This is a genomic window from Polaribacter sp. Z014, from assembly GCF_023555435.1.
In the GTDB taxonomy this organism is placed as follows: Bacteria; Bacteroidota; Bacteroidia; order Flavobacteriales; family Flavobacteriaceae; genus Polaribacter.
On sequence record NZ_JALCZP010000026.1, the window covers coordinates 24,915 to 38,219 of the forward strand.

Here is a 13,305-nt window from a genome sequence, read left to right on the forward strand (position 1 = left end):
TATATTTCGCTTTTCGCTTTTGGCTATATGCTTTTGGCACATAGCCTTTTGCTTTAAAAATCTATCTTTTGCTATTGGATAATTGCAAAAGGCTAATAGCTTTAAAAAATTACTTTTTTCTAGCTAAAACTTCATCAATCATTCCGTAAGCTTTTGCTTCATCTGCTTTCATCCAATAATCTCTATCAGAATCGTCATGTACTTTTTCTACAGTTTGACCAGAGTGGTGTGCAATAATATCATACAACTCTCCTTTTAACTTTATAATTTCTCTTGCAGTAATTTCTATATCTGAAGCCTGACCTTGTGCACCTCCTAAAGGTTGGTGAATCATAACTCTAGAGTGTGGTAATGCAGAACGTTTACCTGCTGCTCCTGCACACATTAAAACGGCTCCCATAGAAGCTGCCATACCTGTACAAATTGTTGCTACATCTGGCTTAATAAACTGCATAGTATCATAAATACCTAAACCTGCATAGACACCTCCACCTGGAGAATTGATGTAAATTGAAATATCTTTATTAGCATCTACACTTTCTAAAAACAATAACTGAGCTTGAATAATATTTGCTACCTGGTCATTAATTCCTGTTCCTAAAAAGATAATTCTATCCATCATTAAACGAGAAAAAACATCCATTTGCGTAATGTTCATTTGGCGCTCTTCCATAATATATGGCGTTACACTACTTGTAATCTTGCCATAATAGTTGCTGTTAATTCCGTGATGTTTTGTTGCGTATTTTTCGAACTCTTTTCCGTAATCCATTATTATGATGCTTTTTTAAGTTTAATACTGTAAATATAAGAACTATTTCTTACTATGTTGTTTGGGTTTGTCGCTAAAAAAACCTGAATCTAACAATTCAGGTTTTCTATTTTTATTCTCTGCATAAAAAACAGAGTGTAATACTGAAAACAGTCTGAGACTGTTATTTATAAACCTCTTTAATAAAATCTTCGTAAGAAAGCTCTTTCGATTTAAAATTCATGTTCTCTTTGTAAAAAGTCAATAATTTATTGCTTATTAATTGAGATTGTAATTTTTGAGCTTCTTCTTGGTTTTGTAAGATTCTACCAGCAATATCATCCAATTCTTGTTCTTCTGGATTTGTATTACCAAATTGCGCCATTTGCGTGCGGATAAATCCTTTTGCATAGTCTACCAATTCTGTATAATCTATTTTGATGTCATTATCTTTCATAACCTTTCCTTCGATTAATTGATAACGTAACCCTTTTTCTGATTTTTCAAATTCTGCAGTAGCTTCATCTTCTGTTAAAGGCTTTTCTCCTGCTGTTCTTAACCATTTTTTTAAGAACTCTGATGGTAAATCAAACTTTGTATTTTCTACTAAATGTTCTGTTACGGCATTTAATAATTGTTGATCTCCTTGTTGTTGAAATTGCTTTTCTGCGTCTTCTTTAATTTTTTCTCTTAATTCAGATACAGTAGTTACACTTCCGTCAGCAAATAATTTATCAAACAATTCTTTGTCTAAATCTGCTGGTTCTGTTTTTGTAATTTCTTCTACAGTAAAAGAAACTGTAATATCTAAACCGTGAATTACATCATGTTCAACACCTAAAATGTGTTGTAATCTATGCGCATCTTCAAATAGGTCTTTTGTACCTAACTCAATTACATCACCAACTTTAGCACCCACTAATTTAGCTATGTTGTCATCACCATTTAGGTCTTTTATGATAAAGGTAGATTTTTTGTTAATTTCGTTTTCTTCATTTACAAAAGTACCTGTAATATTTGCTTCTTCAGTTGCAATATCTATTGCACTTACTTTACCGTAACGAGTTTGAATGTTCTTAACTTCTTCGTCAAGTAATTCTTCTGTTGCAACAATATTATATTGTGTAACCGCCTCTTTTGCTTTTAAATCTACATCAAAAACAGGCGCTAAACCTAGTTCAAATTCAAAAGAAAAAGAATCTGCATCCCAGTTAAAATCTTCTTTCATTCTAGGTAAAGGATTACCTAACATTTCTAATTTTTCTTCTGCTATAAATTTATTTAAAGATTCTTGTAAAAGCTTGTTTACCTCATCTATCATAATAGATTTACCATACTGCTTTTTAATCATACCCATTGGTACATGTCCTTTTCTAAAACCAGGAACATCTGCCTTTTTACGGTAATCTGTTAATAAATCTGATACTTTTGCTTGATAATCATCTGCAACGATATCTACTTTTACAACTGCGTTTAACGCATCAATGTTTTCTTTTGTAATATTCATTTCTTGTTCTTTTATCTTGAAAAATCGAGTGCAAAATTAATGATTTTAATTGATTGCACAAATGTTAAATACTTCTAATTCAGTATTGTTATTTAGTTTTGTATGGTTTTATTATCTTCTTTTAATAATGAAAATAATGCCGATCTAAAAATAGACAGTAAAATACTGAATAATAAGGCATAGAAAAAACCGGTAACGGCAAAACCATCTACTAATTTATCTGCCAATAATACAATACAAGCATTAATTACAAAAATAAACAAACCAAATGTAACAATGGTTGCGGGTAATGTAAAGAAGATTAAAAGTGGTCTTACAAACATATTTAGCAACGAAATAACCACTGCAACAATAATTGCCGAAGTATAACCTGCTACCGAAATACCTGGTAAGATATTAGCTAAAACAATTACTGCAATAGCCGTTAATAATATTTTTAAAAAGGTTTTCATACTCTATAATTTGGTTGGTTAAAAGCGAAAACTATACCAAATGAAAAAGACTGCTTTTTTGTCATGTTTTGAATATTATTTCGTTTGTTGTAAGATTAATATCCCTTGAACTTCGCTCACTGAATTTTCGATAAAACAGAATTAGACAATATAAAACTCTAAAACAAGATTTTTCCTTATTAAACCTATATAATTTGATAGTGGCAAATGCTTTTTATACCTTTGCAGAATGAAAATAAGGATACACAAACAGCGTAACTTTAGAATATTCAACTTTAATTTTTTAGTGTTTAAAAACCAACCTAAAAAATTCATACCTCCTCACCCTTTTCTGTAAATAAACGCACTGCCGTTTAACTTCTTTTTTTTAGCTTTTCACTACTTATCGTTTTAGATAAATCAAATCAATAGAAATAATGATGATGATTAAAACTTTTGACGCCTTTACGAGGATGTCTTACATAAATATTAATAAAATTTCAAAATTTTTACACAAGCACTTAGAAGACGACTGTAAAGAGGACAAAAGTGCCATTCGTAAATCACTTTTATATGCTGCCAAAGAAACATCTAATCTAGGTGGCTATGCATTTATTATAGAAGAAAAAGACAAAATAATTGGAGCAATTATAGTTAATAAAACAGGCATGAGTGAATATCAATCTGAAAACCTTATCACTTATCTGGCCGTTCACAAAGAGTATAGATATCAAAAAATTGCTACAAAATTAATAAAAGAGGCTAGCAACTATTGCAACGGAAACCTTTCTTTAAACATCAATAAAAACAATAATGCTATTGAACTATTTAAGAAAAACGGATTCGAGTCAAAGAAAATTCAAATGACTTTATACAAGTAATACACAAAATAAAACACAAAAATAATAGTAACACTTAACACAAAAAAATGAAAATATTAGTAATTGGCGCAGGAAACATGGGGCTAACGTACGCTCAAGGAATGTCTAAATCTAGATTGTTAAAGAAAAAAAACATCATGGTTTTAGACAAATCTGCAGAAAAGCTAGAAGAACTAAATAACATATCTCACTTTGATGCCTTTGAGGAACTAGAAGATTGTGTACCAAAAGCAGACATTATCTTTATTGCCGTAAAACCATACCACGCAGAAAACTTATTTAAAGCATTAAAACCCTTTACAAAACCGGGTCAGGTAATTGTATCTATTATGGCTGGTGTTAATATAGAAAACATCAAAAAATACTCTGGATTAGATAAAATAGTAAGAGCAATGCCAAACTTACCAGCGCAAATTGGTAAAGGTTTAACGTCTTACGTAACTTCGGAAGAAGTATCTAGGTTAGAAAAATTAACCGTAGAAAGTTTATTAGACACCACTGGTAAATCTATGGAAGTAACCAGTGAAAAATTAATTGATGCTTCTACAGGAATTTCTGGAAGTGGACCTGCTTATGTATTTTACTTTATGCAAAGCATGATGGAGGCCGCATTAAAAATGGGCTTTTCTAAAAATGATTCTTCTGTTTTGGTAAGTCAGACTTTTACTGGAGCTATCGAGTTATTTAATCAATCTAACTTATCGCCAAATTCTTGGATGGAAAAAGTAGCTTCTAAGGGAGGTACCACACGTGCTGCACTAGATTCTATGGAAGATAATAATGTAAATGAATTAATTAAAGACGCCGCTTTTGCTGCTTTTAACAGAGCTGTAGAAATGGGTAAAGAAAATTAAAATGTACAAAGAAAGAATAGTAATTAAAGTAGGTACCAACGTAATGACAAACAGAGATAACAGAATTGTTAGACCTGTTTTAAGACGCTTAGTTAAACAAGTTGCAGAATTATACGAACGTGGCATTATTTGTATTTTGGTTTCTTCTGGATCTGTAATTGCAGGTAAAGAGATTTTAGGAGAATCTAGTATTGAAAATGATACTCAAAGAAGACAAGTATATTCTGCAATTGGTCAACCAAGAATGATGCGTCATTATTACAACCTTTTTAATGATTACGGCATGAAATGCGCACAAGTTTTGCCTACAAAGAGAGATTTTTCTCCTGGAGTGCATAGACAAAACATGATTAATTGTTGCGAAGGTTTGTTATCTGAAGGCGTAATACCAATTGCCAATGAAGACGATGCCGTTTCTGTTACCATGTCTATGTTTTCTGACAATGATGAATTAGCGAGTTTAATTGCGCAGTTAATAAATGCGGATAAATTAATTATTCTAACAGATATTGACGGACTGTACACAGGGCATCCAGAAGCAGAAAGCAGCAATTTAATTACCAATGTAAACCCAGATGAAGATTTAGACAAATACATAAAAGATAGCAATAAGAAACCCGGAGAAGGTAGAGGCGGAATGGGTTCTAAATTAGATTACGCACAAGAAGCTGCATCAAATAACATACCTACTTATATTGCAAATGGAAAAAGAGATAACACGATTATTGATATTATTGACGGAAAGTCTGTCGGTACAAAAGTGGCACTTTAAAACCTATAGAATGAAATTATTAAACACAACTATAAAAAATAAAGTATTAACAAGCATGACAAGAATTCTTGATAAAAATCGAGAAACCTTGTTAAAAGCAAATAAAAGAGATTTAGATGCTTTTAATAAAGAAGATCAAGCAATGTTTGATCGTTTAATTTTAAACGATCAAAAAATTGATGGAATGATAAAAGCTATCAATGAAGTAAAAGCGCAAGAAGACCCAGTAAATCAAATTATAAGTGATAAAACTTTAGAGAACGGTTTAAAAGTGACTAATAAAACGGCTCCATTTGGTACCATTATGATTATCTATGAATCGAGACCAGATGTTACTGTAGAAGCTGCCGTTTTAGCCTTTAAATCTAATAATCGAATTCTACTAAAAGGTGGTAAAGAAGCCATACACAGTAATAAAATATTAGTAAATCTTTGGCACAAAGCATTAACCGAAAATAATCTAAGTAAAGATTATATAAAGTTGTTGCAAATGGATAGAACAGAAACACAAGCTTTTTTAAAAAGCCCTACAGAACAATTAGATTTAATTGTACCAAGAGGTGGCGAACGCCTAATTAATTTTGTAAAAGAACATGCTACATGTGCTGTTTTAATTAGCGGAAGAGGAAACAATTTTATATATGTTGATACTAGTGCAGAATGGGACAAAACATTAGCCGTTATCATCAACGCAAAAACAGCTAAAATATCTGCATGTAATGCGTTAGATAAAATTCTTATCAATGAAAACATCTTAGATTACAACCAAAAAATAAAAGAACTGCAAACAGTTTTAAAGGAAAGAAACGTAACTATTTTAGTTGATAAAAGTATTAAAAAAGTATTAACAGACGAGCCTTTAATTACTGATACCAGTGTATGGAAAGAAGAATTCTTAGCCTTAAAATGTTGTATTGGTACTGTACAAAATTTAGACGAAGCTACTAAAATGATTAATAAATATTCTGGCGGACATTCGGCTGCAATAATGACAACCAATGATGAAAATGCAGCTGATTTTATGCAACAAGTAGATTGCGCTGCTGTTTACAAAAACTCTTCAACGAGGTTTACAGATGGTGGTCAATTAGGTGTTGGTGCAGAGTTAGCAATTAGTACAGACAAATTACATCACAGAGGTCCGTTAGGATTAAAGAAATTAGTTACCAATAAATATTTTATTGTTGGAGATGGAAATGTGCGTGTATAAAATTATTTAATAATAGCTCGCTAACGTTTGGGTACAGCGTTTAAACTCGATGATATTCAATTTACGTTAGCGAAAAAAAACAATAAGTTTATTTATTCTTCTATAACTGGTTTTATAGTGCTGTAACATTAATGGTACCGTCACTAATTAAAAACAAGCAATAGCCTCTAATCTAAAGCAACAAAAAGTAATAAAATAAACTTTACCTTTATAAACAAGCCCGCGTTAGGGATTGCAGTGAAAAGCCCACAGGGGAGGAACGACCGAGGACTTGCAACGCAAAGCCCGACCCTTTTGGGTAACGCCCAAATAAAAAAATCTTTATTACTTATTCTGCATTTCTGTAGCCTTACGCTCTAATTCTGCCTGAAACTCTTCCATAACTGGTTTTACAGTGCTATCTGGAATGTCTGATACTTTAATATACATTAAACCATCTACGGCATTATTAAATTTAGGGTCTACATTAAACGCAACCAATCGTGCATTTTGTTTCACGTACTTTTTAATAAGAACAGGGATTCTTAGGGCTCCTGGTTCTATTTCATCGATAATTTTATCGAATTTTTGCATGTCTGCCTTGGTAGCATCAAATACAAAATCTTTGTCTCCGTCTTTTAATTTTACCTTAAACTCTTTCTTCGGATAAATGTATTGTGCAATATAAGGATCGTAATAATGAGATTTCATAAACTCTATCATTAACGATTTTGAGAAATCTGAAAACTGATTGCTAATAGAAACACCGCCCATTAAATATTTATATTCTGGATAACGCAATGTTACGTGTACAATTCCTTTCCATAATAAAAACAAAGGCATTGGTTTTTGCTGATATTCGCCAATAATAAAAGCCCTACCCATCTCTATAGTATTCTCCATCATTTGATGCAGTTCTGGCTCTATCCTAAACAAGGTTTGAATATAAAATCCGTTGATGCCATATTTTTTAAAGATTTCTTTTCCAAGCCCCATTCTGTAAGCACCAGCTAAACAGTTTGCTTCTCTGTCCCACAATAATAAGTGGTGATAATATTTATCGAACTTATCTAAATCTATCGCTTTATTTGTGCCTTCACCAACATCTCTAAAGGTAATTTCGCGCAATCTACCAATTTCATGTAATAAATTAGGAATCTCTTTAGCACTGGCAAAAAACACTTCGTAATTCTTACTTTCTAACAACCTACCATCTCCCTCTCTTAAAGCATCTACTTCTTTTACAAATAAATCTATACTTCTTTGAGGCGTTATTTTTTTAGCTGATTTTTTAATTTTGATATTCTGAGTAGAAAGCAACTTATGGGCTTTCTCAAAAGGATTTGCCAACATATAGGTTTTCTTTCTGATAAATTCTGAATAAGCAGAAATATCTTTGTACTCATCTTGGTCTTTAACCGAAATTGGTTTTCCTATTCTTACTTTTATCACTCTACCTCCTTGAGATATTACTTCCGAAGGTAATTTTGCCGTTCTTAAAGTGTCTGATATTTTTGATAAAAAGTAAAATAAGCGACTATTTTTTGCATGAAAATAAATAGGAATTACGGGTACATTCGCTTTTTTAATAAATCGCACAGCTCCTTCTTCCCAAGGCTTATCTACATTTAATCTACCATCTTTATAAGTAGAAACTTCTCCTGCAGGGAAAATCCCCAAAGGGTTCCCTTCTTTTAAATGTGATAATGCACTTTTAATTCCGGCTACACTAGATTTTGCATCCTTTCTTGTTTCAAAAGGATTTACTGGCATTACATAAGGTTTTAAAGGTTCTACTCTATGTAATAAGAAATTTGCTATAATTTTATAATCTGCTCTTTTTTCTATTAGTAGTTTTAATAATAAAACACCATCTATACCACCCAATGGGTGATTAGAAACAGTAATAAAGGGTCCGTCCTTAGGAATTCTTTTTAAATCTTCTTCCGGAATTTCAAATTTGATATTACAATCATCTAAAATTCCGTTTAAAAAATCTAAATTAGACTTGTTTTTATTCTTATCATAGATTTTATTAATAGCAGAAATGCGAAGTATTCTTAAAAGAATCCATCCTACAAAAGTTCCTAAAAATCCAAATTTCTGTAAACCAACAACTTGCGCAATCTCTTTAGATGTTACTAATGCCATAAATTATAATTAGACGTAGCTACAAACATACTAAAAAATAAATATTGAATTACTAAATTGTTATTAAAACAATACAAAAATAAGAATTTCGTAAAATTCAATTTTATCTCCCTATTTTTAAGAAACAAAAAAGAGGCTGTCTAAAAAACAACAACCCCTGTCATGCTCAACTTATTTTCAGCATCTTTACTTACTAAAATTCAAATTTCAAAAGAATCTGAAATAAATTCAGATTGACAAAAATTCACTTTTTAGACAGCCTCTTTTTTTTGAACAGTCTGCTAGTTATAATAAAACTACAATGCGTTTTAAACCGATTAATAAGACGCTAAAACTATTTGATTTGTTTCTTTATTTACTTGTGTTAATAAAGAAGTTCCTTTGGCCTCGATACTTGCAACAGCTTCTTCATTAAAATGACGTACTGTAAACAAATCTACCCCTTTTTGAACATCAATTTTAAACTGAGTTTTTAACTCTTCATAAAAAGCATCGAACTTATTAAATTTATTATCAATACAAACAGAAAAACTAATAGCAGAATTTTGAATTAGGTTTACTTTTAGCTGATATTCGTGTAGTTTTTGAAAGATATAACTGATATTATTTTCTACCATAAAAGAGAAATCTAATGCAGAAATAGAAACTAATATTTGGTCTTTCTTTACAATAAAACAAGGTATAAAAGGTTCTAACATTTTTCCTTTAGAAACTCTTGTACCTGTTTCTTTAGGATTCACAAAAGAACGCACCAATAACGGAATATCTTTTCTTTCTAAAGGTTGTAATGTTTTTGGATGAATTACAGAAGCTCCGTAAAATGCCATTTCTATAGCTTCTTCATAAGAAATTTGCTCTAATAAAGTAGTATCTGTAAAAACTCTTGGATCTGCATTTAAAACTCCTGGTACATCTTTCCAAATAGTTACATTTTCGGCATCTAAACAATACGCAAAAATACCGGCTGTATAATCAGACCCTTCTCTACCTAAAGTAGTGGTGTTTTCTGTATCATTAGCTGCAATAAAACCTTGGGTTATATTTAGTTTAGATGCATCTAATTTTTTACTAATTAGTTCTTGTGTTAAGTTCCAATCTACTTTTGCATCTCTATAATTACTATCTGTTTTTATGTAGTTTCTAACATCAAACCAGTTATTTTCTACACCAATTTTGGTTAAATACGCACTTACTATTTTGGTTGATAAAAGCTCTCCAAAACAAATAATTTGATCATAAACATAATTATATCTCTGTGAAGTATTTCTTGCCAAAAACCAACTTAACTCCCCTAAAAGGATATCTATTTCTTTATAAATTTCATCGTTTTTATCAAACAAATCATTCATTAAATTTTTATGAAAAACTTCTATAATACCTAAGTTTTCAGACAACTTATCTGTCTTGTTGTAATATGCATCTATTACTTCTTCAAAAGCATTCGTTATTTTTCCCATTGCAGAAATTACAACTACTGTATTTTCCGTCCCTTCGCTTTGTAAAATCTGAGTTACATTTTTTACACTTGCGGCATCTTTTACAGACGCTCCTCCAAATTTAAAAATTTTCATTTCTAATTATTAATTTAAATTATTTTTAACAAGAATTACTAAGTAAGTACTACACAACTCACTTGCGACTTCTCTTACCACATTGAATCTGAGGAAACATAGCCTATGATTTTATGTGGTAAATTTTTAATTGTTTTGAATAAATTTAGTTAAGTTTTCTTTATTCATTTGCACCACAGACCAATCACTTAAATAAGTGGCTCCTGTACTTTTATAAAATTCTACAGCATTGGTATTCCAATCTATTACTTCCCAAGCAACTCTATTGTAATTATTATCGTGTGCATATTTTAAAACAGCTGTATATAGCGCTTTTCCCGCACCAATTTTTTGCTTACTTTGTGTAACTATTAGATCTTCTAAATGAATAGACTTTCCTTTCCAAGTAGAAAAACGCTCATAAAACAAGGCAATACCAATAATTTTATTCTCTTGTTCTGCAACAAACACTTTAAACTGAGGATTCTTAGAAAAACCATCATTTATTAAATCTTCTACCGTAATTTCTACCGCATCTGGTTCTTTCTCAAAAACAGCCAACTCTGTAATTAAATTCAATACAGATTGCATGTCTTTTTTCTCTCCTAATCGTACTATAAAATCCATTTTATATAAATTTTAGTCAAAGATAGTTTTTTTCATATCTACTAAAAATATTTAAATATTTTACACAGTTATTTTTGATTTGTTTAAATTTTTGAAGAAAAATTAAACAACTAAAACGTTGTAGTAACTTTAAAAAAATTAGATATTTGTTACAAAAATAACATTATAGGTATCATGGCATTACAAAAACAAACTTTAGGTGAATTTATTATTGAAAATCAACATGCTTTTAAATATAGTTCAGGAGAGCTTTCTAGTCTCCTCAACTCTATACGATTAGCAGCAAAAGTGGTGAATCACGAAGTAAATAAAGCTGGTTTGGTAGACATTATTGGTGCGGCAGGAGACACAAATATACAAGGTGAAGATCAACAAAAATTAGATGTTTACGCCAACGATAAGTTTATACAGACTTTAACAAGAAGAAATATTGTTTGCGGAATAGCCAGCGAAGAAGAAGATAGTTTTATTTCAATTAATAGTATCGATGAAAATAATCAAAATAAATACGTTGTTTTAATAGACCCTTTAGATGGTTCTTCTAATATTGATGTAAATGTTTCTGTAGGTACCATTTTTTCTATTTACAGACGTATTACTCCAACAGGAACTCCTGTACAATTAGAAGATTTTTTACAAAAAGGAAGTGAGCAGGTGGCAGCAGGGTATGTTGTTTATGGTACTTCTACCATGATTGTGTACACAACCGGAGATGGTGTTAATGGTTTTACCCTAAACCCAGCTATTGGTTCTTTTTACTTATCACACCCTAACATGCAATTTCCAGAAGATGGAACTATGTATTCTGTAAACGAAGGAAATTATTTAGATTTTCCTTTAGGCGTAAAAAAATATATTAAATATTGTCAGGAAGAAGAAGGAGACAGACCTTATACTAGTAGATATATTGGATCTTTAGTTTCTGACTTTCATAGAAATATGATTAAAGGAGGAATTTACATGTATCCAAAAGGTTCTAGAAACCCTAACGGTAAATTACGTTTACTATACGAATGTAACCCTATGGCTTTTATTGCGGAACAAGCAAATGGTAAATCTTCTGATGGTTACACTAGAACTATGGATGTACAGCCTACAGAATTACACCAAAGAGTTCCTTTTATTTGTGGTAGCATAAATATGGTTGAAGAATTAGAAGAATTTATGCAGAAATACGGGGAATAAATCTTCTTTATACCGTAATAAATTATCAGAACATAAATTTCTTGTAAAACCATCCATTTATGGTTAATTTTACAATCGTAAATAATACACTAACTTTAAAATATATAAAAAATGGCTTTTCAATTACCAGAATTAGGATACGCTTATGATGCGTTAGAACCAAATATTGATGCAAGAACTATGGAAATTCACCATACAAAACATCACCAAGGTTACACAAATAACTTAAACAACGCAATTGCAGGAACAGATTTAGAAGGAAAATCTATTGAAGATATTCTTACTAATTTAGATATGAGCAATGGAGCTGTAAGAAATAATGGTGGTGGTTTTTACAATCATTCATTATTTTGGACTGTATTAAACCCAAACGATAGAGGTTATTTATCTGGTGAATTAAAAGATGCTATTGAAGCTGCTTTTGGTACCAAAGATGATTTTATTGCAGCTTTTTCTAAAGCAGCAGCTACTCAATTTGGTTCTGGTTGGGCTTGGTTATGTGTTTTACCAGGAGGAAAAGTAGAAGTTTGTTCTACACCAAACCAAGACAACCCATTAATGCCAGGTGTTACTTGTGGCGGAACTCCTATCTTAGGATTAGATGTTTGGGAACATGCTTACTACTTAAACTACCAAAATAGAAGACCAGATTATATTAATGCATTTTTTAATGTAATTAACTGGAACGAAGCTGAAAAACGTTACGCAGCAGCAAAATAAGGCAACGCAGTTACTTTAGGTATCTCACTCAGATGTAAAATTCTGAAATAAAAAAATGAGATTACTCAAAATCTATACATAAAAAAGGCATCCTAAATTTTAGGATGCTTTTTTATGTATACAACACACACTTTCTTACCAAGATTTAAAATTCCTAAACTTACTTTCTATTATTAAGTCTTAATTTATAACTATCAATTATAAGCACACCGTTACAACACCTTTTGTTAAAAGATAAAAACAATACATAAAACATATTACCTTCTTTAAAAACGTCTCTTTCACGATGAAAAGTTAATTAGAAAACATTTTATTATTATAAATTACACCAGCTATATTATCTTTTTTTAGTAACAAAAAAAAGGGTTCATTTTATCAAAAAAATATTTGATTTAAAAATTCAAAAAAATTAAATAAAAATTTGCCAGAACAATAAAAGATATTATATTTGCACCGCTCTTAGGAATAAGGGTAATTAAAAAGAAAAGTTCTTTAAAAATAACGACTGCGAAAGTAGCTCAGGGGTAGAGCATCACCTTGCCAAGGTGGGGGTCGCGGGTTCAAATCCCGTCTTTCGCTCTATTCTATTACCATGCTGAAGTGGTGGAATTGGTAGACACGCTGGACTTAAAATCCAGTGGTCAGTAATGGCCGTGCGGGTTCAAGTCCCGCCTTCAGTACAATAAC

At 31.0% G+C, this 13,305-nt stretch carries 12 protein-coding genes and 2 tRNA genes; 8 read left to right on the plus strand and 6 right to left on the minus strand.

From position 1 onward, the window contains the following. Positions 1-109: 109 nt before the first annotated feature. The 3 genes from clpP to MPF19_RS17080 all read right to left on the minus strand — a co-directional run bounded on the left by clpP (position 110) and on the right by MPF19_RS17080 (position 2,710). Positions 110-772 carry an ATP-dependent Clp endopeptidase proteolytic subunit ClpP gene (gene clpP / locus MPF19_RS17070; protein WP_203394828.1) on the minus strand — a complete coding sequence of 221 codons (663 nt, stop codon included), beginning with the start codon at positions 770-772 and terminating at the stop codon, positions 110-112. A gap of 163 nt (positions 773-935) precedes the next feature. Further along, positions 936-2,258 carry a trigger factor gene (tig, locus tag MPF19_RS17075; RefSeq protein ID WP_249989469.1) on the minus strand — a complete coding sequence of 441 codons (1,323 nt, stop codon included), beginning with the start codon at positions 2,256-2,258 and terminating at the stop codon, positions 936-938. Positions 2,259-2,350: 92 nt separating this feature from the next. Beyond that, positions 2,351-2,710: a phage holin family protein gene (locus MPF19_RS17080; protein WP_203394826.1), complete on the minus strand. Its 360-nt coding sequence runs from the start codon at positions 2,708-2,710 to the stop codon at positions 2,351-2,353. Positions 2,711-3,132: 422 nt separating this feature from the next. On the opposite strand from MPF19_RS17080, the gene MPF19_RS17085 reads away from it, so the two are divergent. From MPF19_RS17085 to MPF19_RS17100, 4 genes are read left to right on the plus strand one after another with little or no spacing between them, the layout of a single operon-like run. Next, positions 3,133-3,570, plus strand: coding sequence for a GNAT family N-acetyltransferase (locus MPF19_RS17085; protein ID WP_249989471.1), 438 nt, complete (start codon positions 3,133-3,135; stop codon positions 3,568-3,570). 47 nt (positions 3,571-3,617) lie between these two features. Continuing rightward, complete coding sequence (gene proC / locus MPF19_RS17090) at positions 3,618-4,424, plus strand: pyrroline-5-carboxylate reductase (RefSeq protein ID WP_249989474.1); 807 nt, start codon at positions 3,618-3,620, stop codon at positions 4,422-4,424. A gap of 1 nt (position 4,425) precedes the next feature. After that, positions 4,426-5,196: a glutamate 5-kinase gene (gene proB / locus MPF19_RS17095; RefSeq protein ID WP_249989476.1), complete on the plus strand. Its 771-nt coding sequence runs from the start codon at positions 4,426-4,428 to the stop codon at positions 5,194-5,196. 10 nt (positions 5,197-5,206) lie between these two features. Next, on the plus strand, positions 5,207-6,406 hold the full coding sequence (locus MPF19_RS17100; protein ID WP_249989477.1) for a glutamate-5-semialdehyde dehydrogenase: 1,200 nt from the start codon (positions 5,207-5,209) through the stop codon (positions 6,404-6,406). A 324-nt stretch (positions 6,407-6,730) separates the two neighbouring features. Here MPF19_RS17100 and MPF19_RS17105 read toward each other — a convergent pair whose 3' ends face one another. From MPF19_RS17105 to MPF19_RS17115, 3 genes are all read right to left on the minus strand, one after another. Further along, entirely contained in the window at positions 6,731-8,536 is a 1,806-nt protein-coding gene (locus MPF19_RS17105) for a GNAT family N-acyltransferase (RefSeq protein WP_249989479.1), read from the minus strand. A 317-nt stretch (positions 8,537-8,853) separates the two neighbouring features. Beyond that, the gene (locus MPF19_RS17110; RefSeq protein WP_249989480.1) at positions 8,854-10,107 is read right to left on the minus strand and encodes an aspartate kinase; all 1,254 of its coding nucleotides are present in this window, start codon (positions 10,105-10,107) and stop codon (positions 8,854-8,856) included. Between the two features lie 126 nt (positions 10,108-10,233). Then, a complete protein-coding gene (locus MPF19_RS17115) occupies positions 10,234-10,713 on the minus strand; it encodes a GNAT family N-acetyltransferase (RefSeq protein WP_249989483.1) in 480 nt (159 codons plus the stop codon). Positions 10,714-10,887: 174 nt separating this feature from the next. Between MPF19_RS17115 and fbp the strand changes: the two genes are divergently transcribed. The 4 genes from fbp (at position 10,888) to MPF19_RS17135 (ending at position 13,298) form a co-directional block, all read left to right on the plus strand. Continuing rightward, entirely contained in the window at positions 10,888-11,898 is a 1,011-nt protein-coding gene (fbp, locus tag MPF19_RS17120) for a class 1 fructose-bisphosphatase (RefSeq protein ID WP_203394819.1), read from the plus strand. A 111-nt stretch (positions 11,899-12,009) separates the two neighbouring features. Next, positions 12,010-12,618, plus strand: coding sequence for a superoxide dismutase (locus tag MPF19_RS17125; RefSeq protein WP_203394818.1), 609 nt, complete (start codon positions 12,010-12,012; stop codon positions 12,616-12,618). 507 nt (positions 12,619-13,125) lie between these two features. Then, a tRNA-Gly gene (locus MPF19_RS17130) sits at positions 13,126-13,197 on the plus strand. A 15-nt stretch (positions 13,198-13,212) separates the two neighbouring features. Next, positions 13,213-13,298: transfer RNA gene (locus tag MPF19_RS17135), tRNA-Leu, on the plus strand. The last annotated feature ends 7 nt before the right edge of the window (positions 13,299-13,305 follow it).